The sequence below is a fragment of the Amycolatopsis sp. NPDC004378 genome (genome assembly GCF_053602455.1).
The window spans coordinates 323,851-347,252 of the sequence record NZ_JBSGDR010000004.1 but is presented as its reverse complement, the minus strand read 5'-3'; the positions used below and the strand labels follow the sequence as shown (position 1 = coordinate 347,252).

24 protein-coding genes are annotated in these 23,402 nt (G+C 71.4%); 12 read left to right on the top strand and 12 right to left on the bottom strand.

The window, feature by feature from the left end:
• Positions 1 to 6 precede the first annotated feature (6 nt).
• From ACWEN0_RS16590 to ACWEN0_RS16575, 4 genes are read left to right on the top strand one after another with little or no spacing between them, the layout of a single operon-like run.
• Positions 7 to 1,923 (top strand): fumarate reductase/succinate dehydrogenase flavoprotein subunit, encoded by a 1,917-nt coding sequence (locus ACWEN0_RS16590; RefSeq protein WP_451973916.1) that lies wholly within the window; start codon positions 7 to 9, stop codon positions 1,921 to 1,923.
• The gene (locus ACWEN0_RS16585) at positions 1,920 to 2,672 is read left to right on the top strand and encodes a succinate dehydrogenase/fumarate reductase iron-sulfur subunit (protein WP_451973914.1); all 753 of its coding nucleotides are present in this window, start codon (positions 1,920 to 1,922) and stop codon (positions 2,670 to 2,672) included. The genes ACWEN0_RS16590 and ACWEN0_RS16585 overlap by 4 nt, the downstream gene beginning before the upstream one ends.
• A gap of 30 nt (positions 2,673 to 2,702) precedes the next feature.
• A complete protein-coding gene (locus tag ACWEN0_RS16580; protein ID WP_451973912.1) occupies positions 2,703 to 3,227 on the top strand; it encodes a GNAT family N-acetyltransferase in 525 nt (174 codons plus the stop codon).
• On the top strand, positions 3,224 to 4,348 hold the full coding sequence (locus tag ACWEN0_RS16575) for an amidohydrolase family protein (protein WP_451973910.1): 1,125 nt from the start codon (positions 3,224 to 3,226) through the stop codon (positions 4,346 to 4,348). Before ACWEN0_RS16580 ends, ACWEN0_RS16575 begins: the two co-directional genes overlap by 4 nt.
• Here the strand turns inward: ACWEN0_RS16575 and ACWEN0_RS16570 are convergent.
• On the bottom strand, positions 4,335 to 5,186 hold the full coding sequence (locus ACWEN0_RS16570) for a helix-turn-helix domain-containing protein (RefSeq protein WP_451973908.1): 852 nt from the start codon (positions 5,184 to 5,186) through the stop codon (positions 4,335 to 4,337). The genes ACWEN0_RS16575 and ACWEN0_RS16570 overlap by 14 nt on opposite strands.
• A 372-nt stretch (positions 5,187 to 5,558) precedes the next feature.
• On the opposite strand from ACWEN0_RS16570, the gene ACWEN0_RS16565 reads away from it, so the two are divergent.
• Entirely contained in the window at positions 5,559 to 6,497 is a 939-nt protein-coding gene (locus ACWEN0_RS16565; RefSeq protein ID WP_451973906.1) for a DUF4037 domain-containing protein, read from the top strand.
• Positions 6,490 to 7,179, top strand: coding sequence for a YoaK family protein (locus ACWEN0_RS16560; RefSeq protein WP_451973904.1), 690 nt, complete (start codon positions 6,490 to 6,492; stop codon positions 7,177 to 7,179). Before ACWEN0_RS16565 ends, ACWEN0_RS16560 begins: the two co-directional genes overlap by 8 nt.
• On the opposite strand, the gene ACWEN0_RS16555 is transcribed toward ACWEN0_RS16560, so the two are convergent.
• The 5 genes from ACWEN0_RS16555 to ACWEN0_RS16535 all read right to left on the bottom strand — a co-directional run bounded on the left by ACWEN0_RS16555 (position 7,133) and on the right by ACWEN0_RS16535 (position 11,331).
• Entirely contained in the window at positions 7,133 to 7,870 is a 738-nt protein-coding gene (locus ACWEN0_RS16555) for an SDR family NAD(P)-dependent oxidoreductase (RefSeq protein ID WP_451973902.1), read from the bottom strand. The genes ACWEN0_RS16560 and ACWEN0_RS16555 overlap by 47 nt on opposite strands.
• 153 nt (positions 7,871 to 8,023) lie before the next feature.
• Positions 8,024 to 8,938: an amino acid ABC transporter permease gene (locus tag ACWEN0_RS16550; RefSeq protein WP_451973900.1), complete on the bottom strand. Its 915-nt coding sequence runs from the start codon at positions 8,936 to 8,938 to the stop codon at positions 8,024 to 8,026.
• Positions 8,935 to 9,621 carry an amino acid ABC transporter permease gene (locus tag ACWEN0_RS16545; RefSeq protein ID WP_451973898.1) on the bottom strand — a complete coding sequence of 229 codons (687 nt, stop codon included), beginning with the start codon at positions 9,619 to 9,621 and terminating at the stop codon, positions 8,935 to 8,937. Before ACWEN0_RS16545 ends, ACWEN0_RS16550 begins: the two co-directional genes overlap by 4 nt.
• Before the next feature lie 76 nt (positions 9,622 to 9,697).
• Positions 9,698 to 10,549 (bottom strand): glutamate ABC transporter substrate-binding protein, encoded by an 852-nt coding sequence (locus ACWEN0_RS16540; protein ID WP_451973896.1) that lies wholly within the window; start codon positions 10,547 to 10,549, stop codon positions 9,698 to 9,700.
• A gap of 53 nt (positions 10,550 to 10,602) precedes the next feature.
• Positions 10,603 to 11,331, bottom strand: coding sequence for an amino acid ABC transporter ATP-binding protein (locus tag ACWEN0_RS16535; protein ID WP_284741287.1), 729 nt, complete (start codon positions 11,329 to 11,331; stop codon positions 10,603 to 10,605).
• 276 nt (positions 11,332 to 11,607) lie between these two features.
• On the opposite strand from ACWEN0_RS16535, the gene ACWEN0_RS16530 reads away from it, so the two are divergent.
• Positions 11,608 to 12,282, top strand: coding sequence for a response regulator transcription factor (locus tag ACWEN0_RS16530; RefSeq protein WP_451973894.1), 675 nt, complete (start codon positions 11,608 to 11,610; stop codon positions 12,280 to 12,282).
• Between the two features lie 4 nt (positions 12,283 to 12,286).
• A complete protein-coding gene (locus tag ACWEN0_RS16525) occupies positions 12,287 to 13,684 on the top strand; it encodes a sensor histidine kinase (RefSeq protein WP_451973892.1) in 1,398 nt (465 codons plus the stop codon).
• Here the strand turns inward: ACWEN0_RS16525 and ACWEN0_RS16520 are convergent.
• Positions 13,681 to 14,607, bottom strand: a complete 927-nt coding sequence (locus ACWEN0_RS16520) for a TAXI family TRAP transporter solute-binding subunit (protein WP_451973890.1) — start codon at positions 14,605 to 14,607, stop codon at positions 13,681 to 13,683. The genes ACWEN0_RS16525 and ACWEN0_RS16520 overlap by 4 nt on opposite strands.
• A gap of 82 nt (positions 14,608 to 14,689) precedes the next feature.
• Between ACWEN0_RS16520 and ACWEN0_RS16515 the strand changes: the two genes are divergently transcribed.
• Entirely contained in the window at positions 14,690 to 15,895 is a 1,206-nt protein-coding gene (locus tag ACWEN0_RS16515) for an NAD(P)/FAD-dependent oxidoreductase (protein ID WP_451973888.1), read from the top strand.
• Positions 15,896 to 15,945: 50 nt separating this feature from the next.
• Here ACWEN0_RS16515 and ACWEN0_RS16510 read toward each other — a convergent pair whose 3' ends face one another.
• Complete coding sequence (locus tag ACWEN0_RS16510) at positions 15,946 to 16,611, bottom strand: DUF4097 family beta strand repeat-containing protein (protein ID WP_451973886.1); 666 nt, start codon at positions 16,609 to 16,611, stop codon at positions 15,946 to 15,948.
• Between the two features lie 376 nt (positions 16,612 to 16,987).
• On the opposite strand from ACWEN0_RS16510, the gene ACWEN0_RS16505 reads away from it, so the two are divergent.
• Complete coding sequence (locus tag ACWEN0_RS16505; RefSeq protein ID WP_451973884.1) at positions 16,988 to 18,349, top strand: beta-1,3-glucanase family protein; 1,362 nt, start codon at positions 16,988 to 16,990, stop codon at positions 18,347 to 18,349.
• Here the strand turns inward: ACWEN0_RS16505 and ACWEN0_RS16500 are convergent.
• The gene (locus ACWEN0_RS16500) at positions 18,307 to 18,807 is read right to left on the bottom strand and encodes a M15 family metallopeptidase (protein WP_451973882.1); all 501 of its coding nucleotides are present in this window, start codon (positions 18,805 to 18,807) and stop codon (positions 18,307 to 18,309) included. The two genes, ACWEN0_RS16505 and ACWEN0_RS16500, sit on opposite strands and share 43 nt — an antisense overlap.
• A gap of 87 nt (positions 18,808 to 18,894) precedes the next feature.
• Here ACWEN0_RS16500 and ACWEN0_RS16495 point away from each other — a divergent pair, with 87 nt between their 5' ends.
• A complete protein-coding gene (locus ACWEN0_RS16495; protein ID WP_451973880.1) occupies positions 18,895 to 19,563 on the top strand; it encodes a response regulator transcription factor in 669 nt (222 codons plus the stop codon).
• Positions 19,556 to 20,671 carry a sensor histidine kinase gene (locus tag ACWEN0_RS16490; protein WP_451973878.1) on the top strand — a complete coding sequence of 372 codons (1,116 nt, stop codon included), beginning with the start codon at positions 19,556 to 19,558 and terminating at the stop codon, positions 20,669 to 20,671. Before ACWEN0_RS16495 ends, ACWEN0_RS16490 begins: the two co-directional genes overlap by 8 nt.
• Here the strand turns inward: ACWEN0_RS16490 and vanX are convergent.
• Genes vanX through ACWEN0_RS16475 form a run of 3 tightly spaced genes read right to left on the bottom strand, consistent with a single transcriptional unit; the run spans position 20,647 to position 23,286 of the window.
• The gene (gene vanX / locus ACWEN0_RS16485; protein ID WP_451973876.1) at positions 20,647 to 21,255 is read right to left on the bottom strand and encodes a D-Ala-D-Ala dipeptidase VanX; all 609 of its coding nucleotides are present in this window, start codon (positions 21,253 to 21,255) and stop codon (positions 20,647 to 20,649) included. The two genes, ACWEN0_RS16490 and vanX, sit on opposite strands and share 25 nt — an antisense overlap.
• Positions 21,252 to 22,286 carry a D-alanine--(R)-lactate ligase gene (gene vanA, locus ACWEN0_RS16480; protein ID WP_451973874.1) on the bottom strand — a complete coding sequence of 345 codons (1,035 nt, stop codon included), beginning with the start codon at positions 22,284 to 22,286 and terminating at the stop codon, positions 21,252 to 21,254. Before vanA ends, vanX begins: the two co-directional genes overlap by 4 nt.
• A complete protein-coding gene (locus tag ACWEN0_RS16475; protein ID WP_451973872.1) occupies positions 22,279 to 23,286 on the bottom strand; it encodes a D-isomer specific 2-hydroxyacid dehydrogenase family protein in 1,008 nt (335 codons plus the stop codon). Before ACWEN0_RS16475 ends, vanA begins: the two co-directional genes overlap by 8 nt.
• Positions 23,287 to 23,402 lie beyond the last annotated feature (116 nt).

Below are 23,402 nucleotides of genomic sequence, written 5' to 3'. Positions count from 1 at the left end.
CTCTTCATGACCGAGGTCGAACGGCACAGCTACGACGTGGTGGTGATCGGTGCCGGTGGCGCCGGTCTGCGAGCTGTGATCGAGGCGCGCGAACGCGGTTTCCGCGTCGCCGTGGTGTGCAAGTCCCTGTTCGGCAAAGCGCACACGGTGATGGCCGAGGGCGGGTGCGCGGCGTCGATGGGCAACGCGAACTCGAACGACAACTGGCAGGTCCACTTCCGCGACACGATGCGCGGCGGGAAGTTCCTCAACAACTGGCGGATGGCCGAGCTGCACGCCAAGGAGGCGCCCGACCGCGTCTGGGAGCTGGAGACCTACGGCGCGCTGTTCGACCGCACCGCCGACGGCCGGATCAGCCAGCGCAACTTCGGCGGGCACACCTACCCGCGGCTGGCGCACGTCGGTGACCGCACCGGCCTCGAGCTGATCCGCACGATGCAGCAGAAGATCGTTTCGCTGCAGCAGGAGGACTTCGCCGAGACCGGCGACTACGAGGCGAAGATCAAGGTCTTCGCCGAGTGCACGGTCACCGAACTGCTCACCACCGACGGCGCCATCGCCGGCGCGTTCGGGTACTGGCGCGAGAGCGGCCGGTTCATCCTGTTCGACGCGCCCGCGGTCGTGCTCGCCACCGGCGGCATCGGCAAGTCGTTCAAGGTGACGTCGAACTCGTGGGAGTACACCGGCGACGGTCACGCGCTGGCCCTGCGGGCGGGCGCCAAGCTGATCAACATGGAGTTCGTCCAGTTCCACCCGACCGGGATGGTCTGGCCGCCGAGCGTCAAGGGCATCCTCGTCACCGAGGGCGTGCGCGGTGACGGCGGCGTGCTCAAGAACTCCGACGGCAAGCGGTTCATGTTCGAGTACGTGCCGGACGTCTTCAAGGGCCAGTACGCGGAGAGCGAAGACGAAGCCGATCGCTGGTACTCCGACCAGGAGAACAATCGCCGCACGCCGGACCTGCTGCCCCGCGACGAGGTCGCGCGCGCGATCAACTCCGAGGTCAAGGAGGGGCGCGGGTCCCCGCACGGCGGCGTCTTCCTCGACATCGCGAGCCGGCTGCCCGCCGAGGAGATCAAGAAGCGGCTGCCGTCGATGTACCACCAGTTCAAGGAACTCGCGGACGTCGACATCACGGCCGAGCCGATGGAGGTCGGGCCGACCTGCCACTACGTCATGGGCGGCATCGAGGTCGACCCGGACACGGCCGGCGCGAGCGTGCCCGGCCTGTTCGCGGCCGGTGAGTGCTCGGGCGGCATGCACGGCTCCAACCGGCTCGGTGGCAACTCGCTGTCGGACCTGCTGGTGTTCGGCCGGCGCGCGGGCCTCGGCGCGGCCGAGTACGTGCAGGGCCTCGAGAACCGGCCCGCCGTCAGCGAGTCCGATGTGGACGCCGCGGCGAAGATGGCGCTCGCGCCGTTCGACCCGCCCGCGGGTGCGTCAGCGGAGAACCCGTACACGCTGCACACCGAGCTGCAGCAGTCGATGAACGACCTGGTCGGCATCATCCGCAAGGCCGGCGAGATCGAGCAGGCCCTGACGAAGCTGGCCGAGCTGCGGCAGCGCATCCTGCACGTCACCGTGGAAGGGCACCGGCAGTTCAACCCGGGCTGGCACCTGGCGGTCGACCTGCGGAACATGCTGATGGTCAGCGAATGCGTCGCGAAGGCGGCGTTGACGCGGACCGAAAGCCGCGGCGGGCACACGCGGGACGACTTCCCGGGCATGGACCCCGAGTGGCGGCACAAGCTGCTGGTGTGCTCGGCGTCCGGGGGCGACAACCCCGTCGTCCCGGACATCGGCGTCGAAGTCAAGGAGCAGGTGCCGCTGCGGCAGGACCTGCTGGAGCTGTTCGAGTTCGGCGAGCTCGGGAAGTACTACACCGATGCCGAGCTGGAGACGCACCCGGGGAGCAAGGCATGAGTTACAAGGCGAGTTTCCGGGTCTGGCGCGGCGACGACACGGGCGGCGGGCTGCAGGACTTCACGGTGGAGGTGAACGAGGGCGAGGTCGTCCTCGACATCATCCACCGCCTGCAGGCCACCCAGGCGTCGGACCTCGCGGTGCGCTGGAACTGCAAGGCGGGCAAGTGCGGCTCGTGCTCGGCGGAGATCAACGGCAAGCCGCGCCTGCTGTGCATGACGCGGATGTCGACGTTCACCGAGGAAGAGGTGATCACGGTGACGCCGATGCGGACGTTCCCGGTGATCCGCGACCTCGTCACCGACGTGTCCTTCAACTACACGAAGGCGCGCGAGATCCCGTCGTTCACCCCGCCCGCCGACCTCAAGCCCGGCGAGTACCGGATGCAGCAGGTGGACGTCGAGCGGTCGCAGGAGTTCCGGAAGTGCATCGAGTGCTTCCTGTGCCAGAACACCTGCCACGTCGTGCGCGACCACGAGGAGAACAAGGAGTCCTTCGCCGGGCCGCGCTACCTGATGCGCATCGCGGAGCTGGAGATGCACCCGCTCGACGTCGCCGACCGGCGCGACGCCGCGCAGGAGGAGCACGGCCTCGGGTACTGCAACATCACCAAGTGCTGCAGCGAGGTCTGCCCGGAAGGCATCCACATCACCGACAACGCGCTCATCCCGATGAAGGAGCGCGTCGCGGACCGCAAGTACGACCCGATCGTCTGGCTGGGCAACAAGCTCTTCCGCCGCGACAAGTGATCCGTGCCCCGCACCTGGCAAGGTGGGGGCATGGAGATCGAGCTGCTGACGCCGTCGGTTGACCGCGCCGTGGTCGAACGGATCACGGCGCTGGTCAACCACGTCTACGCCGAGTCCGAGAAGGGGCTTTGGCTGGGGAGCACCGACCGGACCGACGGCGATGAGGTCGCCGGGTTCGTGCGGGCCGGGGAGATCGCCGTTGCGCTGGTGGACGGGGATCTGGCCGGGTCCGTGCGGGTCCGGCGCCTTGACGACGTGACCGGGGAGTTCGGCATGCTCGCCGCCGATCCGGGGCGGCGGGGGCTGGGGATCGGGCGGGAGCTCGTGCGGTTCGCCGAGGCCGCCGGCCGGGCGGCCGGGTGCCGGGAGATGCAGCTCGAACTGCTGGTGCCACGTGAGTGGACGCATCCGTCGAAGCAGTTCCTCGCCGAGTGGTACGGGCGGCTCGGCTACCGCGTGACGCACCGGGCCGATCTCGCCGAGGACTACCCGCACCTCGCGCCGTCGCTCGCCACGCCGTGCGACTTTCTCGTCTACCGCAAGGACCTCGCGTGACCCTGCTCGCCGGGGCGCGGGTGTTCGACCCCGAAACCGGGGAGACGACCCGGGCGGACGTCCGGCTGGACGGCTCGCGCATCGCCGAGGTGGGGCCGGGGCTCGACGGCGGTGAGCGGGTCGACTGTTCGGGCGGGCTGCTGGTGCCCGGGCTCATCGACTGCCACGTGCACGTCGCGTTCCGGCGGCCGGAGCCGCTGCCCCGCAGCGCGCGGATCCTCGAGGCCGTGCCCGTGCTGCGCCGGTTGCTGGCGCGCGGGATCACCACCGTCCGGGACGCCTGGGGTGCCGACGCCGGGTTCAAGCACGCGCTGCGCGAAGGCTGGATCACCGGGCCGGACCTGCTCGTCAGCCTGCGCCAGCTGGGGCCGACCGGCGGGCTCGGCGACACCTGGGACCCGGCCGCGGGCACCGTCGACAACTACGGCGACCCGGCCCTGCCGGACCCGCTGTTCGACGGGCCCGACGCCGCCCGCGCGGCCGTGCGCCGGATGGTGCGGGCGGGCGCCGACTGGATCAAGGTCGGCGCGAGCGGGGCGCTGTGGTCGGTCCGCGCGGGCATGGACGTCCGCCCCACCGACGACGAGCTCGCCGCGCTGGTCGACGAAGCCGGCCGCTGCGGGCGCGATGTCCTGGCGCACGCGCACACGTCGGCCGCCGTGGTGTCGGCCGCCCGCGCCGGGGCGCGCAGCGTCGAACACGGCACCTTCCTCGACGACTCCGCCGTCGCCGCCCTGGCCGAGGCCTGGTACGTGCCGACGCTCTCGCCGTTGCACGACAGCGAATTCGCCGAGACGCACCGGCGCTCGCTACGTCTCGCCGCGGACGCCGGCGTCCGGATCGCCGCGGGCTCGGACCTCGCGCCGCGTCCGCATGTCGACTTGACGACCGAGCTCCGGTTGCTGGCGGACGTCCTCGGCGACGCGGCCGCCCTGAAGGCGGCGACGTCCGAAGCCGCGCGCCTGCTCCGGCTCGACGACGACCGCGGCCGGATCGAGCCGGGGCTGCGCGCGGACCTGGTGCTGCTCGACGGCACGGACCTGGCCGTCGCCGACCTGCCCGGACGGATCCGGGCGGTCTGGCACGACGGGGAGCCGGTCGACGGGGTCAGGTCGTCATGAGATCGAACTCCTCGGCCAGGCGGACCAGGAAGTCCCGCGACTCCCCTTCGGGCAACGCGACTTGCTCCAGGCGCGTGCGAAGGACGTAGAAGGCTTCGACCGCCACCCGGTCGTCGACGAACAGCCCGGCGGTGAACGTCTCTTCGTAGGCCACCGGCGGGTGTTCGGCGAACTCGAGGAGGGTGAACCGGCTGCTGACGAGGTGGTACGGCGGAGCGGACGCGGGGACGACGCGGATGGTGCAGTGCGGGAGGTTGGTGGCCAGCACGAGGTACTGCAGTTGTTCGTGCATCAGGGCCGGGTCGCGCAGGATCGCTCTCAGGGTGTGCTCGTAGACGAAGTAGATGCAGTGGGGCGGGTCCCGGCGCTGCAGCAGCCGCTGCCGGTCGATCCTGGCCTGGATCAACGGTTTCAGCCGGTCGGTGGTGTACCGGCCGGACATCTCGTAGAGGGTGCGCACGTAGTCCTCGGTCTGCAGCATGCCGGGCAGCGCCGTCGGGCTGTTCGAGATCACCGTGGTCGCCAGGTTCTCCTGGATGATCAGGGACCTCATCGGGTCGACGAGCTTGTCGAAGTACGGCCGCACCCAGTACTGCTCGCCCGGTGGCCGGGTGAGCTCCAGCAGCCGCGCGCGCTCCGCGGCGTCGGTGCCGCAGAGCGCGAGGTAGATCGCCGCGTCGATCGGGGAGACGCGGCGGCCGTTCTCCCAGCCGGACACCTTCGACGCCGACCAGTGGGCGCGCCGCGCGACTTCGCGCAGCGACAGGTGCTTCGCCTCGCGCTGCGTCTTCAACTCGATGCCCATCTCCCGAGTGCGCACCGTGCTCTTTTCGGTCATGCTCGGACGGTAAGGGGAGGTACCGACAAAATTTGCGCTGCCACGCTGGGGTTCACCGGAACGTATGTCGGTGTTCTGGTCGTGTGACAATGGAATCCGCTCGCGAAGCGCTGCGAAGCAGCTTCGCACAAGGAAGGGCGCTTCGCGCGTTAGGGAGGCGAATTGGTGTGGTGCCCCCGGTCGCGTCGATGTTCACCGTATCGTACGTAGCTGTTCTGCTTGTGCGACAACGAGAAGGAGCGCGAAGTACCTTCGCGCGGCGAAGCGTGCTTCGCGTGCTGTCGTGTTCGCCAGACATTCAGGAATCAATGCCGCGAAGCGGTTTCGCATAATGAAGCGCGCTCCGCGTGTCAGTAAGTCATAATGGCATTCATGACGTTCTTTTCCGGAATCGCGTTGAGTCGCCGGTTCTACGCCGAAGCGGTCGCGCCGCGTGTCGGCGGACGGCACAGCGCTGCGTTGCTCGGGCCCGGCTCCGAGGTGCTCGGCTTCGACACCGAGCGCTCCACCGACCACGACTGGACCGCTCGTGTCTTCCTGTTCGTCCCCGGCGGCCGCGGCCCGGAGGTGCCGCCGACCTTTCTCGGGCACCCCACGAAACTGGTTGTCGCGAAGCTCGACGACTGGACGCGCGACTTCCTCGGCTTCGACCCGCGGCACCCAGAGCCGCAGGACTGGCTCGCCACCCCGACCCAGGTCTTCGCCGAGTTCACCGCCGGCGCCGTCTTCCACGACGACCTCGGGCTCGAAGCGCTGCGAAGCCGCGTCGCCTGGTACCCGCACGACGTCTGGCGGTACGTCCTCGCGTGCCAGTGGCAGCGCATCGGCCAGGAAGAGGCGTTCGTCGGCCGGTGCGGGGAAGCCGGCGACGAGCTGGGCTCGGCCGTCGTCGCCGCGAGGCTCGTGCGGGACCTGATGCGGCTGTGCCTGCTCATGGCGCGCCGGTACCCGCCTTACAGCAAGTGGCTCGGCAGCGCCTTCGCTCGGCTGCCCGCGGCCGCGACGCTCACGCCGTCGCTGGCCGGCGCGCTCGCGGCGACGCACTGGCGAGACCGCGAACACCACCTCGTGACGGCGTACGAGCGCGTGGCCGGGCTGCACAACGCGCTCGGCCTCACCGCCCCGGTGGACCCGCGGGCCCGCCTCTTCTTCGACCGGCCGTTCCGGGTCATCGGCGCGGAGCGGTTCGTGGCGCCGCTGCTCGCCGGGGCGCGGCTGCCGGTCGGCGCCATCGACCAGTTCGTCGACAGCACGGACGCGCTCGGGCACCGCGAACTGACCCGCCGGGTGGTTGACTGCGTGCATGGCTGAACCGAAACCGCGGGACCTGGCCGCCCTGCTGCTGACGCTCACCGTCGTGACCGGGGTCGTCGATGCCGTCAGCTTCCTCGGGCTGGGCCGGGTGTTCGTCGCCAACATGACCGGCAACGTGGTGTTCCTCGGCTTCGCGGCGGCGGGGGAGACGACGCTGTCGGTGCTCGCGTCGCTGACCGCGGTGCTGGCGTTCCTGGCGGGCGCGCTCGCGGGTGGCCGGCTGGCCCGCCGCGAAGACGACTACGACACGCTCCACCAGGCGACGGCGGCCCAAGCGGTGCTGGTCGCGGTGGCGGTCGTGCTGTCGGCGACCCTCGGCACCGGCACCCGGGCGGGCAGCGAACTGCTGATCGTCGTGCTGGGCGTGGCGATGGGCCTGCAGAACGCGGCGGTCCGCCGGATCGGTGCCCCGGACCTGACGACGACCGTCCTGACCATGACGCTGACCGGCTTCGCGGCCGACTCGAAGGCGGCCGGCGGGCAGGGGGCGCACCCGCTGCGGAAGATCGCGGCCGTCGGCGCGATGCTGGTGGGTGCCCTCGCCGGCGGGCTGCTCCAGCTGCACGTCGCGATGTGGACGGCGCTGGCACTGGCGCTCGTGCTGATCGTCGGCGTGCTGGTGGTGCTGCGGGTCAGCCGAGCGCGCGACCGCCGTCCACCAGCAGACGCTGTCCCGTGACGAAGCCCGCCTCCTCCGAGGCGAAGAAGCTCACTGCTGCCGCGACGTCGTCCGGGGTTCCCAGCCGGCCCGCCGGGACCGACTGCCGGTAGTCCTCCCGCTCGGCCGCCGGGACCTCCGCGTGCCGTTCCACCGGGACGAACCCCGGCGCGACCGTGTTGACCGTGATGCCGTCCGGTGCGAGTTCGCGCGCCCACGCGCGGGCCAGGCCGATCTGCGCGCTCTTGGCCGTCGCGTAGGCCGAGCGGCCGGGTGGCGGGCGGTCCGCGACCTCCGAGTCGACGTGCACGACGCGCCCGTACCCGCGGGCGCGCATCCCGGGCAGCACGGCGTGCCCGAGCAGCACCGGCGACCGCACGAAGAAGTCCAGCTGCGCCAGGTGGTCCGGCCAGTCCACTTGCGACACGGGCGCTTCGGGCTGCGGTCCGGTGGCGTTGAGCACGAGCACGCCGATCGGGCCGAGCAGCGCGGTGACGCCGTCGACGAGCTCGCCGACCTGGCGCCGGTCGGTCACGTCCGCGGCGAACGCGGCGGCCCGGCCGCCCTCGGCGAGGATCCCTTCCGCGGCGGTTTTGAGGTCGGCGTCGTCGTGGAGACCGTTGACGGCGACGGAAAACCCGTCGCGCGCCAGTCTCCGCGCGATCACCCGGCCGAGTCCGCGGGAGCTGCCGGTCACCAGTGCGACGCCCATGGGTCCCGACGCTAGGGGAGAGCCGGGGGCAGGACAACCCCACGGCACCGGGCCCGCCTTCGCGGTGAAGCCGGCGCGGCAGACGTCAGCGGACGAAAAAGCGGGTGAGTGCGACTCCGCGCACTCACCCGCTCCGGTGTGAAGACGTGAAGATCAGCCTCCGCCCGAGGCGTTGCCGGTGGCGAAGTCGGTCGCCGCGGTGACCGCCGCCGGGGCGGCTTCCATGGGCTTCGCGCCCCGAGGGGCCTTCTTCCGGCGGGACAGCTTCCGCTCCAGCCACGACGCGAACCACGACAGGAGCAGGTTGAGCGTGATGAAGATGATCGCGATGACGATCAGCGTCGGGATGGTGTTGTTGAAGTTGCCGGTGATCGGCCCCGAGCCGCGGATCAGCTCGTCGTAGCCGATGGTCAGCTGGCCGGCGAGCGCCGTGTCCTTCAGGATGACCACCAGCTGGCTCACCAGGGCCGGCAGCATCAGCGTGATGGCCTGGGGGAGCAGGACGTTGATCATCGTCTGGGTCTTGCGCAGGCCCAGCGCCGAAGCGGCTTCGGTCTGTCCCTTCGGGAGCGACAGGATGCCCGCGCGGAACACCTCCGCCATCACCGAGCCGTTGTAGAGCACCAGGCCCGTGACGGCGGCGAACAGCGGGCGGGTGTCCGCCTCGATCGGGGTGTAGTACGCGTACAGCGCCGCGCCGAACACCATCAGCAGCAGCACCGGGATGGCCCGGAAGAACTCGACCACCGCGCCGACCGGGATGCGCACCCACTTGTGCTGCGACAGCCGGCCGATGCCGAGCAGGGCACCGATCGGCAGCGCGATCACGATCGACAGCGCGGCCGCTTCGAGCGTCTTCAGCAGGCCGGGCAGCAGGAACTGCGTCCAGGTCGAGCCTTCGATGAACGGCTTCCAGAGGGCGCCGGCCCACTGGCCCTTCTCGTCGAAGCCGGTGTAGACGAACCACGCCACCAGGAGCAGCACCAGCACGAACAGGACCGTGTAGATCCAGTTGCGGGCCTTGGCCTTCGGGCCGGGCGCGTCGTAGAGGACGGACTGCGTGCTCATCGCTTGACCTCGGCTTTCTTGGCGACCCAGCCCAGCAGCAGGCCGAGCGGCAGGACCAGCGCGACGAACACCAGCGCGAACAGGATGAAGACGAGGAACAGCGAGTCGGACTCGTTCTCCACCATCGTCGACATCAGCAGCGACGCTTCGGCGACGCCGATGACCGAGGCGACCGTCGTGTTCTTGAGCAACGCGATCAGGACGTTCGCCAGCGGCGCGATCACCGCGCGGAACGCCTGCGGCAGCACGATCAGGCCCAGCACCTGCAGGAAGTTGAGCCCCAGGGCCCGCGCCGCCTCGGCCTGGCCGACGGGCACGGTGTTGATGCCGGACCGCAGCGACTCGCAGACGAACGTGGCCGTGTAGACGACGAAGCCCAGCACGGCCAGCCGGAACGCGTTGTCCGCCAAGGACGTCGGGGAATCCGGTGCGGCCAGGTTGATGCCCAGCGTGGACGAAAGACCCAGCGACGTGAAGATGATGATGACCGTCAGCGGGGTGTTCCGGAAGATGTTGACGTACGCCGTGGCGAAGCCGCGCATGATCGGCACCGGGCTGACCCGCATCGCCACCAGGATCGTGCCCCAGACGAGCGCGCCGATCGCCGAGAAGAACGTCAGCTGGATCGTCGTCCAGAACGCGCCGACGAGGTCGTAATCAGGGTTGTTGAGGAACTCGAACACGGTTGTCCAACCTGGCCTCGGTATGGGAACGGTGCGCCGCGGTCACGGCGCACCGTTCGACTTCACAAACCGGATATCAGGGAGCGATCGCGGGCGCGGCCGGGATCTTGTAGCCCGACGGGCCGACGTTCGTCTGCAGCGACTTCTCCCAGGAGCCGTCCTGCTCCATCTGCTGGATGGCCTTGTTGATCGCGGCCTTGCCGTCCGCGTCGTCCTTCTTCAGGCCGACGCCGTAGTTCTCGTCGGTGAAGCCCTTGCCGACCAGCTTCAGCTTGCCGGGCTGCTGCGCCGCGTAGCCGGCGAGGATGACGTCGTCGGTGGTCATCGCGTCCACCGTGCCGTTGAGGAGCGCGGTCACGCAGTCGGTGTACTTGCCCACCTCCTGCAGCTGCACCTCCTTGGCGTACTTCGTCTTCACGTTCTGCGCCGGGGTCGAGCCCTTGACCGAGCAGAGCTTCTTGTTGCCGGTCAGCGACTCGGGGCCGGTGATGTCGGTGTTGTCCTGGCGCACGAGCAGGTCCTGGTGCGCGATGAAGTACGGGCCGCCGAAGGAGACGTCGTTCTTGCGCTTGTCGGTGATCGAGTAGGTGGCGACGATGAAGTCGACCTCACCCTTCTTGATCAGGTCTTCGCGCTGCGCGGACTGCGCTTCCTTCCAGGTGATCCCCGACTCGTCGACGCCGAGCTGCTTCGCGATGTACTTCGCGACGTCGACGTCGAAGCCGGCGTAGGTGCCGTCCGGCTTCTTCAGGCCGAGGCCCGGCTGGTCGAACTTGATGCCGATCGTCAGCTTCTTGTTGTCCTTGGCCCGCTGGACCAGGTTCTTGTCGCCGCTCGCGCCGCTGCCGGACCCGCCGCCGCAGGCCGTCAGGGCCAGCCCGGCGGCCATCACGACCGCGCCGACCTGCAGAACTCGGTTCAACCGCATCGTCTCTCAGGTTCCTTCCGAATCTCGCCCGGCCGCGTGGCCGGGGAAAGTGCTCAGTGGGTCAGGATCTTGCCGAGGAAGTCCTTCGCGCGCTCGCTCTTGGGCGCGGTGAAGAACTCTTCCGGCGTCGTGTCCTCGACGATCTCGCCGTCGGCCATGAAGATCACCCGATCGGCTGCCCGGCGGGCGAAGCCCATCTCGTGGGTGACGACCAGCATCGTCATGCCGTCCTTGGCCAGGCCGGTCATCACGTCCAGGACCTCCTGGACCATCTCCGGGTCCAGCGCCGAGGTCGGCTCGTCGAACAGCATGACCTTGGGCCGCATGGCCAGGGCCCGCGCGATCGCGACGCGCTGCTGCTGGCCACCCGAAAGCTGGGCCGGGTACTTGTCGGCCTGGTTGGCGATGCCGACGCGCTCCAGCAGCTCCATCGCCGTCTTGCGGGCCTCGTCCTTCGAGGCCTTGCGGACCTTCGTCGGCGCCAGCATCACGTTCTCGACGATGGTCTTGTGCGCGAACAGGTTGAACGACTGGAACACCATGCCGACGTCGGCGCGCAGGGCCGCCAGGGCCTTGCCCTCCGCGGGCAGCGGGACGCCGTCGACGGCGATCTCGCCCGAGTTGATCGGCTCGAGGCGGTTGATCGCCCGGCACAGGGTCGACTTCCCCGAGCCCGACGGACCCAACACCACCACGACCTGGCCGCGGGGCACCTCGAGCGTGATCTCCCTGAGCACGTGCAGGTCGCCGAAGTACTTGTTCACGGCGGACGCCTTGATCATCGGCGCCGCCACCTCCGCGGTCATCTGGCCTCCAGGGTCGTTCGAATGCGGCGTGGGTCACCACGCGATGGCGAGAACCTACCGTTGCTGCACCGGCTGGCAAGCCGAGTTGAGCAATACTTAGGGTTTCAACTGCGTATCGATGTCCCATTTGGGAGTATCGGCGTCAGGGTAACCCACAGTCACCGGCCGGGTGGCTCGTGCGTCCCGTGACGGGACGTCCTAGAGTTCGGCGCTACCGGCCGGTGAGGCAGGTCACCATGGGAGGCGGACGGGGTGCGGGTGCTGCTGGTGGAGGACGACGACCGGGTCGCGGGCGCCCTCATCCCGGCGCTGACCCGGCGCGGGCTGGCGATCGCCCGGCTCGCCACCGGCGCCGGCGTGCTCGAACGCGTCCACGAGGTCGACGTCATCCTGCTCGACCTGGGCCTGCCGGACATCGACGGGGTGACGCTGTGCCGCCAGATCCGCGCGGTCAGTGACGTCGCGATCATCGTCGTCTCGGCGCGCGGCGAGGTCGACGACCGGATCGCGGGCCTGCGTGCGGGCGCCGACGACTACCTGGTCAAGCCCTACGACGTCGAGGAGCTGCTCGCCCGGGTCGAGGCCGTGCGCCGCCGCCGCGGCGAGCACGCGGTCAGCGAGCCGGTCGTGATCGAGGTCGGGGACGTCAGCGTCGACCTGTCGCGGCACGAGGTGCTCGTCGACGGGCGCGCGATCGCGTTGTCCCGCAAGGAGTTCCAGGTGCTCGCGCTGGTGGCGGGCGCGCGCGGCGCGGTGTGCTCGCGCGAGCACGTGCTCACCGAGGTGTGGGGCCACCGCGGCCCCGCGGAGAGCCGTTCGCTGGACGTCCACGTCGCGACGCTGCGGACGAAGCTGGGCCGCCCGGCCCTGATCGAGACGGTCCGCGGGGTCGGCTACCGGCTCGGCGGCCAGACCGCCCGGAGCTGACGCCGTGCGGGTCCGGCTGCAGGGCATCGTGCTGACCCTGGTCGCGCTCCTGGTGTTCGGCCTGGGCATCCCCCTCGCCACGTCCATCGCGGCCGGCGCGCGGCAGGACCTGTTCCTCGACCGGCTGACCGACACCGCCCGGTTCGCTTCGCTGGCGCAGCGGCCGCTGCTCGACAACAAGCCGTACCTGCTCGAGCCCGACGTGCGCCGCTACACGGAGGTGTACGGCGTCCAGGTGATCGTCGTCGACCAGGACGGCAAGCCGGTCGTCACCTCGCTCGGCCCGGCGGCCGCGCGGATCGACCTCAAGGCCGAGCGGATCAGCGACCCCGTCCACGAAGCGCTGGCCGGCCGCCGGTCGCAGCCCTCCGGCGTGCTGATGCCGTGGGATTCGACGCCGCTGGTGCTCGCCGAGCCGGTGCTCGCCGACGGCGAGGTGCGCGGCGCGGTGCTCACCGTGTCCGACACCGGGACCGAGCGCGCCGAAGTGCTGTGGTGGTGGCTGCTGCTCGCCGCCGGCGGGATCCTCGCCTTCGTGCTGGCGCTGGCCGTGGCGATCCCGGTCGTCCGGTGGATCCTGCGGCCGGTGAAGCGGCTCGACGACGCGACCGGGGCGCTGGTGGCGTCCGTGGTCAGCGGCCGGGAGGCCGAGCCGGTGGGGGAGGGCGGCGGGCCGCCGGAGCTGCGGCAGCTCGGGCGGTCGTTCGACCGGATGGCCGAGAGCGTGTCCGGCGCGCTGGCCGCGCAACGCGCGTTCGTCGCGGACGCCTCCCACCAGCTGCGCAACCCGCTGACCGCGCTGAAGATCCGGCTCGGGAACCTCGAAGGCCACGTCGTGGACGAGCAGTCCGCCGCCGACCTGGAGGCCGCGCGGATCGACGCCGGGCGGCTGCACCAGATCCTCGACGGCCTGCTCTCGATGGCCCGCGCCGAGGCCTCCGGCGGCGAGCTGGACCCCGTGGTGCTGGACGAGGTGGTGGCCGAGCGCGTCGCCGACTGGTCGGTGGTCGGCGAGGCCCGGGACGTGCGGCTGGTCGTGGCCGCCGCAGGCGACGGCGCGCGGGTCCGGATGCCGCCGCGCGGTGCCGAGACGATCCTGGACGCGCTGCTGGACAACGCGCTGAAGTTCACCGCGGCCGGGACGGACATCCGGGTCGCGGTCGAGCGCGAAGGCGACGAAGTCAGCCTGTCTGTGCGCGACCACGGCCCGGGGCTGCCGCCGGAGGAGCTCGAGCGCGCGCTGGACCGGTTCTGGCGCAGCCCGGCCCACCAGAACGTGCCGGGTTCGGGCCTGGGCCTGGCGATCGTCAGCGAGCTGACCGCGCACTCCGACGGCAAGCTGGCCCTGGACCTGCCCGAAGGCGGCGGCCTGCGGATCACGATGACGTTCCCGGCCGCCTAGGTCTTGACCGCCCGGTAGTAGCGCAGCGCGCCCGGGTGCAGCGGGATCGGCTGGGTCTCGATGCCCGGGTGGACGTCGATCGACAACGCCGCCGGGTTGGCCACGGCGAGCTGCTGGCGGGCGTCGAACAGGCCGCGGACCAGCGCCTCGGCGACGTCGTCGCTCATCGACTTCGGCACCACCAGGAAGTTCGGCACCAGCAGCGTGGTCACCGGGCCCGTCTGGTTGTAGGTGCTGGCCGGGATGGACGCGGTGCCGTAGACCTGGTTGAGCTCCTGCATCTTCGGCATCACGTCGGCGATGTCGAGCAGGCGCAGCGACTGCTTGTCGTTGTACTTGGCCAGGCCGGGCGTCGGCAGGCCGCCGGACCAGAAGAACGCGTCGATCTGGCCGCCGAGCAGGGCGCTCACGGAGTCGTCCAGGCCGCGCGCGCTCGTGGTGACCGAGCCGGCGAGCCCGGTCGCCTCCAGCAGCCGGCTGGCGATGTACTCGACGCCCGAAGACGGCGCGCCGGTCGCGATCCGGCGGCCGCGCAGCTGCTCGACGGTCCGGATGTCGGAGTCGGTGCGCACGACGATGTGCAGGTAGTCGTCGTGGATGCGGGCGAGGGTGGCCAGCCGCGGGTCGCGCTTGTACCGGTCGGCGGCGACGTCCGCGGCGACGAACGCGACGTCGGCGGTCCCGGCGAGCACCCGGTCGAGGTTGTCGGGCGAGCCCTGGGTCTGCAGCACGGCGGGCCGGTCGATGTCCAGGCCGGCGGCCCACGCCGTGGCGAGGGTCTGGGCGAGCTTGTCGTAGACGCCGCCGGAGTTGCCCGCGGCGATCCGCAGCTTCAAGCCGCTGAACCCGGAGCTGCACGCGGTGAGCGCCAGCAGCAGGGCGCCCGCCAGCGCGAGCGCTCGTCTCCGCCGCGTGCCGGTCACCGCCCGATCGTGCCAGATCCGGTGGCCGAGTGGTTGGTCACCGGCCACGCGGGCATGCTGCGGAGGACGAAGGGAGCACGGCGTGGACGTCGTCGTCGTGGGTGGCGGGCTGGCGGGGCTGAGCGCGGCGGCGCGGCTGAGCCGGGCCGGGGCCGAGGTCACCGTGCTGGAAGCGGGTGACGACGTCGGCGGCCGGGTGCGCACCGACGTCGTCGACGGGTTCCGCCTCGACCGCGGGTTCCAGGTGCTGCTGCCCGCGTACCCGGCGGTGCGGCGGCTGGCCGACGTCGGCGCGCTGCGGCCGCGGCCGTTCACGCGCGGCACGGTCGCGATGACGGGTTCCGGGCGCCGCTGGCTCGCCGGGCCGTGGCACGGCGTCTCCGCGGTGCGTGGTGCCGCGGAGTTCTTCGCGGGCCGTCCGGTCGACAGCGTGCGGATGGCGGGGCTGGCCGTCCGGGACGTGCTGACGGCGGCCCGCGGCGACAGCGGGCGCACCACCGCCGAAGAGCTGCGGCGCTGGGGGCTGTCGCGGGCCACGGTCGAAGAGGTGCTGCGGCCGTTCCTCGCCGGGGTGTTCCTCGACCCGGCGCTGGCGACGTCGGGCCGGCTGTTCCACCTGATCTGGCGCAGCTTCCTGCGCGGCGGCGGGGTGCTGCCGGCCGAGGGCATGCAGGCGCTGCCGCGGCAGCTGGCCGCCGGGCTGCCGGTCCGCACCGGCGTCGAGGTCGCGGAGGTCACCGCGGACGGCGTCCGCACGACGGCGGGGGAGGACGTGCGGGCGCGCGCGGTCGTGGTGGCGACCGAGGGCGACACGGCCGCGCGGCTGCTGCCCGGCGTCGAGGCGCCGGACTGGCACGCGGTGACGACCTTCTACTACCGCGCCGGGGTCTCGCCCCTGCACTCGCCGACGCTGATCGTCGACGGCCTGGACGAGCTGCTGCTCAACACGGCGGTGCTCAGTGACGTCGCGCCGGGCTACGCGCCGCCCGGGTCGGCGTTGATCTCGGCGTCGGTGCCCGGCCGCGCCGACCCCGGTCTGGAACCGCGGGTGCGGCAGCGCTTGGCGCGCGTCTACGAGACGGACACGGCCGGCTGGGAGCTGCTGAAGGTGTACGCGCTGCCCCGGGCGTTGCCGGTGTTCGGTGCGGGTGCTCCCCTGCGGCGCCCGGTGCGCGTGAGCCGCGGCCGGTACGTCTGCGGCGACCACCGCGACACGCCTTCGGTGCAGGGGGCGCTGGTTTCGGGGCAGCGCGCGGCGGCCGCGGTGCTCGCCGACCTCGCGGCCTGACGGCCCGGTGCCGGCGCACCGGGCCGCCTCCGTCCACAGTGGACCTCCGGTCACCGGCTGCGGGCGACGATGTCCCCCTGCGAGGTCGTGGCGCGGATCCGCAGGTCCGCGGCGCCGTCGTTCTTGAGCGAGTTGTCGACGCGGCCGTAGGACGTGCCGGCGTCCAGGGAGGCCGAGACCCCGGCGGCCGCGCCGACCGAGATGGCGCCGGACCGGGTGCTCAGCACCACCTCGCCGCGGACGGCTTCGGCGATGCGGATGTCACCGCGGGCGGTGCTGATCTGCGCCGGGCCGTCCAGGCGGCCGACCTCGACGTCGCCGTCGGTGGCGGTGAGCCGGACGCTCGCCGCCCGGGCCAGCTTGATCTCGCGGTACGCGCCCTCGAAGGCGACGTCGCCCAGGCGGCCGGTCCCGTGCAACTCGGCGGCGGCGGCCTTGGCCTCGACACGCGAACCGGCGGGCAGTTCGACGGTGATCTCGACGGATCCGGTGGGGCCGAAGAACCGGTTCTCCGGCTCCGGCGTGCGGACCCGCAGGACGCCGTCGGCGAACTCGACCGTGGTCCGGCCGGCCGTCTTGACGTCGCGGTTCTTGCCCGGGTCCGCGGGCCGGACCTCGACCGTGGTGTCGGCGCGGTCGGCGGCGACGAGCCGGACGCGGCCCGCGGGGAGGTCGAGGAGAGCGGCGATCGGGGCGGGGGTGGCGAAGGTCTGCATCGTGAGCTCCTGTGCGGTCGTGGTGTGCCTTGCTGGAAACCACGATCGCCGGGGCGGCTGACACCCGGCGGCCACCGCGCTGACACGGTGGCTGACACGGCGGGGCCCGTGCGGAGGGGCATGGCTGACTCCCGGTGAGCCGGCCCCTGGGCGGGTGGCGGCGCCACGCAGAGGGTCGATACGGAACCGGTTCCGAGGATCGCCCCGGGACCCCGGGCTGTCAAGGGTTGACAGGTCCGGGGCGGTGGTATGAACCTTTTCACCGATCGTCCCCGCCGGCCCTCGTGGGCATCCGCCCGGCGTCACGGGACGAGCCGGACGACGCCGTCCCCTGACCGGCGGCGGGTCCGCCCCACTTCCCGGCCAGGGAGGAACCATGCCCACGAACGCCCTGCCGCGGCGCCGCCGCCGCGGACCCGGAACCCGCTTGGCGACGCTGGCGGCCGCCCTCGCGGTCGCCGCGCTCGGCCTCGCCGCCCCCGCCGCCCAGGCGGCGGACACCCTGATCTCGCAGGGAAAAGCCGTCACCGCGTCATCGGTGGAGAACGCCGGGACACCGGCTTCCGCCGCGGTGGACGGCAACACCGGCACCCGCTGGTCGTCGCAGTTCAGCGATCCACAGTGGATCCAGGTGGACCTCGGCGGTGCCGCGACGATCAGCCGGGTCGTGCTGAACTGGGAGGCCGCCTACGCGACGGCGTTCCAGGTCCAGGTGTCCGACAACGCTTCCGGCTGGTCCACTGTGTACCAGACGACCAGCGGGACCGGCGGCACGCAGACCCTGAACGTGACCGGCGCCGGCCGGTACGTCCGGCTGTACACGACGGCCCGGGCCACCCCGTACGGCGTCTCGCTGTGGGAGTTCCAGGTCTACGGCACCGGCGGCGGCACCACCCAGCCCGGCGCGGGCGTCCCGCCCGACTCGTTCTGGGGTGACACCTCGAGCATCCCGGCCGCGCGCAACGTGCTCACCGTGAAGGTGCTCAACCGGACCAACGGCAAGTACCCGGACAGCCAGGTGTACTGGAACTTCGGCGGCCAGACGCATTCGATCGCCGAGCAGCCCTACATCGACATGCCGGCCAATTCGGCCGGCCGGATGTACTTCTCCCTCGGCACCCCGAACGGCCAGTACGCCGACTTCATCGAGTTCACCGTCGGCCCGGACGTGTTCAACGGCAACACCACCCGGGTCGACGCGTTCGCGCTGAAGCTCGCCATGCGGCTGCACGCGCACGACGGCTACGACGTCCAGGTCGGCGACGACTACGGGCTGTTCCAGGAGGACCGGTCGGCCACCTTCGCCCGCTTCCAGGCCGAGGTGCCGACCGAGTTCAAGGGGCTGGCGACGGTGAACGCGCCGTACCGGATCCCGGCCCCGGGCAGCGCGCCCGACTTCCGCGCGGGTGGCAAGTACGCGAACTACTTCACCGCCTACGCGCAGTCGGTCGGCGTCAACGAGCCGACGTCGAACATCACCGGCTGCGCGGGTTCGCTGGCCGGCAACCCGAACACGTGCGCGGCGCTGAACCGGCACACCGCCCAGCTGCCGCAGTCGCAGTGGCAGGACCCGGCGAACTACTACAAGGCCGCGCCGGCGAACTACTACGCGAAGTTCTGGCACGACCACGGCATCAACCACCTCGCGTACGGCTTCCCGTACGACGACGTGGCCGGGCAGTCCTCGTTCGTCTCTCACGGGGACCCGCAGTGGCTGGTGGTCGCCGTCGGCTGGTGACGCGCTCCGGTGCGCCGCAGCCTCGGATCGTGTGAGGGGTCGGCGTACAGGGGCGGGCAGCCGCCGGTGATCGCCTCGGGGCGCAGCTCGTAGTGCCAGGGTTCGTTGCGGTAGATCTGGCACAGCCCGTACCGCGCGCCGTGCGCGGACAGCCACACCCGGGCCGCGGCGGGCCCGATGTCGACGGCTTCCCCCGACACGTGCGCCGACGTGTCGGGGGTCGCCACCCAGCGGGCGGCCGCCTCCGCCGAGCCGTACTTCGCGACGGCTTGGCGGAGCAGCCCCGCCTGGTACTCCGGGGACCGCCAGCCGCCGTTGACGAAGATCTCGACGCCGTCGGCCGCGGCGTCGGCCGCTGCCCGGCGCAGGGCGGCGAGCAGGCCGGGGCCGAGGTTGGCCACGGCCGGGACGTCGGCGAAGACGGTCACGGGGACGGGAACGGCGCAGTCGTGGGTCATGCCCCGAGTGAAGGCAGCGGGGTGTTGCCGGGGCGTACCCGGTTTTCGATATGCGCGCGAAATGCGCCGCCTCGTAGCATCGGGCGCATGCGTGTGCTGATCGTCGAAGACGAGCCCTACCTGGCGGAAGCCGTCCGCGACGGGCTGCGCCTGGAGGCGATCGCGGCCGACATCGCCGGCGACGGGGACACCGCGCTGGAGCTGCTGAGCGTCAACTCCTACGACATCGCCGTGCTCGACCGGGACATCCCCGGGCCGTCCGGTGACGAGGTCGCGCGGCGGATCGTCGCCTCCGGCAGCGGGACGCCGATCCTGATGCTGACCGCCGCCGACCGGCTCGACGACAAGGCCACGGGGTTCGAGCTCGGCGCCGACGACTACCTCACCAAGCCGTTCGAGATGCGGGAGCTCGTGCTGCGGCTCCGGGCGCTGGACCGCCGGCGGGGGCACAGCCGGCCGCCGGTGCGGGAGATCGCCGGGCTGCGGCTGGACCCGTTCCGCCGCGAGGTCTACCGCGACGGCCGGTACGTCGCACTGACCCGCAAGCAGTTCGCCGTGCTCGAAGTGCTCGTCGCCGCCGAAGGCGGGGTGATCAGCGCCGAAGAGCTCTTGGAACGGGCCTGGGACGAGAACGCCGACCCGTTCACCAACGCCGTGCGCATCACGGTTTCGACCCTGCGCAAGCGGCTCGGCGAGCCCTGGCTGATCGCCACCGTGGCCGGCGTCGGCTACCGCATCGGCGGGGACCGTGGATAGGGAACCCGGGCTGAGCGTCCGCCTCAAGCTCACCCTCAGCTACGCCGGGTTCCTCATGCTCGCGGGGTTCCTGCTGCTCACGGCGGTCTGGGTGTTCCTGCTGCGCGGCACGCCCCTGCACATCCTGATCCCGCGCCCGTCGGACTTCCTGCGCGCGTTCGACCCGCGCAACTTCGGCCCGGCCGTCTTCGGCCCGGCGGCCGTCGCGGTGCTGCTGTTCCTGCTGGTGTTCGGCCTGCTCGGCGGCTGGCTCCTCGCCGGGCGGATGCTCGCGCCGCTGGGCCGGATCACCGAGGCCACCCGGCTGTCCGCGAACGGCTCGCTGTCCCACCGGATCCGCCTGCCGGGCCGCAACGACGAGTTCCGCGAGCTCGCCGACGCCTTCGACACCATGCTCGCCCGGCTCGAAGCGCACGTCGCCGAGCAGCGGCGGTTCGCCGCCAACGCGTCGCACGAGCTGCGCACGCCGCTGGCGATCTCGCAGGCCATGCTCGAAGTCGCCCGCACCGACCCGGACCGGGACGCCGGGGAGCTCGTCGAACGCCTCCACGCCGTCAACGCCCGGGCGATCGAGGTCACGGAGGCGCTGCTCCTGCTCGGCCGCGCCGAGCAGGGCTCCTTCACGCCGGAGCCGGTCGACCTGTCCCTCATCGCGGAGGAGGCGGCCGAATCCCTGCTCCCGTTCGCGGAACGGCACGGCGTCGCCGTCGAGACGTCCGGGGGCGTGACGCCGGCCAGCGGGTCACCGGCCCTGTTGCTGCAGCTGACCACGAACCTCCTGCACAACGCCATCGTCCACAACCTCCCGGAAGCCGGCACCGTGCGGATCGAAACCGCCGTCCGCGCCGGGTTCGTGCTGCTCACCGTCGAGAACACCGGCGCCCAGCTCTCCCCGCGGCTGGTCGCGACGCTCACCGAGCCGTTCCAGCGCGGTGCCGAACGCGTCCGCAGCGGCCCGGCGGGCGTCGGGCTCGGCCTGGCCATCGTCCGCAGCATCACCCGGGCGCACGACGGGATCCTCAACCTCGCTCCCCGTGCCGGCGGCGGGCTGCGCGTCACGGTGCAGCTGCCCGCGCCGTCCGGTCACGCGACGGGGAAGTCGAAGTAGGTGTCCGGGTGGGGCTCGTCCTTCAGCGTGTAGTGCCACCATTCGCGCTCGTACGCGGTGAACCCGCAGTCCTCCATGACGCCGCGCAGGTGGTGCCGGTTCCGCGTCTCGGCCGGCGTGATCCCCTTCGCGCCGTGGTGTGAGCGGGGATCCATCAGGTCGTGGTCGCCGCCCATGGCGGCGAGCTCGCCGGTGCCGAGGTGGTAGAGCGTCAGGTCGACGGTGCTGCCCCGGCTGTGGCCCGATTTCGCGGCCACGTACCCCTGTTCGACCATCCCGGGCCGGTCGATGTTCGGGTAGTGCCGCGGCTTCGTCCGGCCGTCGTCCGGCTGGGCCGACCAGCGCAGGAAGCGGTCGACGGCGCGTTGCGGCCGGTAGCCGTCCCAGACGAGCAGGCCGAAGCCGAGCGATGCGGCCTTTTCCTGCGCGTTCCCCAGGGCGGTGCACAGCGCCCGGGTGCCGACGATCCGGTTCGCCAGGTACCCGTCGACCGGTTTGCCGGTGAAGTTGTCCCACGTGGCGTACTTGGCGTCCCAGCGGATGCCGGGTGCCCACTCGTCGAGGTAGCCGAAGTCGGCGTTCACCGGGCGGTGCCCGTCAGCGCGAGCGCGACGGCCCGGTCGAGCACCTCGGCGAGCGGCAGCCCGGCCGCGGCCATCATCCGCGGGTACCGGCTGTAGGACGTCAAGCCGGGCAACGTGTTGACCTCGTTGAGGACGACCGTGCCGTCCGCCGTCAGGAACATGTCCACGCGCGCCAGCCCCCGGCAGCCCATGGCGCGGTAGATCGCCTTCGCCGTTTCCTGGACGAGCGCGCGCGACTCCGCCGGGATGTCGGCGGGCACGATCGGCGTCGAGTTCTCCGAGCCGCTCTCGGGCGTGCTTTCCTGGTGGATCCGGAAGAAGCCGTGGGACAGCGCGATGTGGTCCACCTCGCCGGCGAACAGCTCCGGGCCGTTGCCCAGGATCGCGCAGCCGACCTCGCTGCCGGCGACGGCTTCCTCGATCAGCACCTTCGAGTCGTACTGGCCCGCGCTCGCCAGCGCGGCCGCCAGCTCTTCCTCCCGGGACACCTTGCTGACCCCGAAGGACGAGCCCGAGCGGGCGGGCTTCACGAAGACCGGGTAGGTGAGCCCGCCGGCGTCTTCGCCGGGGGAGACGATCCGGAAGTCCGGCGTTGCGATCCCGGCACCGCGGGCGACGAGGTAGGCGAGCGACTTGTCCATGCACAGCGCGGAACTCGGGATGTCGCAGCCGGCGTACGGGATGCCGGAGAGTTCCAGCAGGCCCTGGATCGCGCCGTCCTCACCGAACTTGCCGTGCAGCACCGGCAGGACGACGTCCAGGCCGATCAGGTCGTACTTGCCCTCGTCGAGGACGAGCAGCCCGGGGGTGCCGCGGTCCGGCGACAGCACCGCGGGACGCGAATCCGTGCTTTCCCAGTCCGTGTCCGGGCCGTCGCACAGCCGCCAGGTGCCGGTTTTCGTGATCCCGATCCAGAACGGTTCGTACTTCGCGGTGTCGAGGTGCTTCGCGACTTCTTGCGCGGACTTGACGGAGACGGGGTGTTCTTCGGACGCGCCGCCGAAGACGATCCCGGTTTTGAGCCTATTCATGGTGTTTCCCCTCTTCGAAGAGCAGGCAGTTGGCGAGGCTGTGTTCGACGGTGTCGCTCAGCGCGTGGTCCGTGTAGTACGCGGTGTGCGGGCTGATGAGCACGTTCGGCATCCGCTGCAGCCGCGGCAGGGTTGCGTGGCCGAGGGGCTGGGTGCGGCAGTCGGCGTAGAAGATTCCTTCTTCGCCCTCGATGACGTCCAAGGCCGCGCCGCCCAGCCGGCCGCTTTCCAGTGCTTCGGTGAGCGCGGCCGTGTCGAGCAGCGGGCCGCGTCCGGTGTTGACGACGAACGCGCCCGGTTTCATCCCGGCGATGCGGCGGCGGTCCAGGAGGTGGTGGGTGGCCGGGGTGAGCGGGGTGTGGAGCGTGACGATGTCGCTCAGCCGCAGCAGTTCGTCGAGGTCGACGTACTCGACGGCGGTCTGGGGACGCTCGTCGCAGGCCAGGACGCGGCAGCCGAAGCCCCGCAGCCGCTGCACGACGGCCCGGCCGATGCGCCCGGTCCCGACCACGCCGACGGTCAGGTCGCGCAGTTCCTTCCCGCGGACCGCGTTCAGCCGGTAGTCGTGGGTGTCCGTGCGGCGGATGACGCGTTTCGCGTCGCGCACCGCCATCAGCATGAGCATCACGGTGTAGTCGGCCACGCTGTCGGGCGAATAGGCGACGTTCCCGACGGTGATACCGACGGCCCGCGCGTGGTCGACGTCGAGGTGGTCGAAGCCGATGCTCCTGGTCGAAACGTATTCCACGCCTGCCCGGGCGAGGGCGCGCAACGTCGCGTTGGTGACCGTGGTCTTGTGGCCGATGCTGACGCAGCGGTTCCCGGCGGCCAGGTCCGCGGTGGCTTCCGAAACGGCGGCCTCGGTGATGGTCGGCACGACGCCGAAGCGCGGCGCCAGTTCCCGGAACAGCACGGCTTCGTCCGGCCCGCAGCCGTAGATCGTGATCCCCGTCTTCGTGACGACCGTGGCGGACGGGGACGGCAAAGGGCTGGAGGACATGCCGCCAGTCAAGGCGGCGCGGTGTTGCCGTCCCGTATGCGCTTTCCGATACGACGACGATAAGTTACCGTTCGGTAACTTACGGGTTGCGATGCCGCCGTTCTGCCCGCGACGCC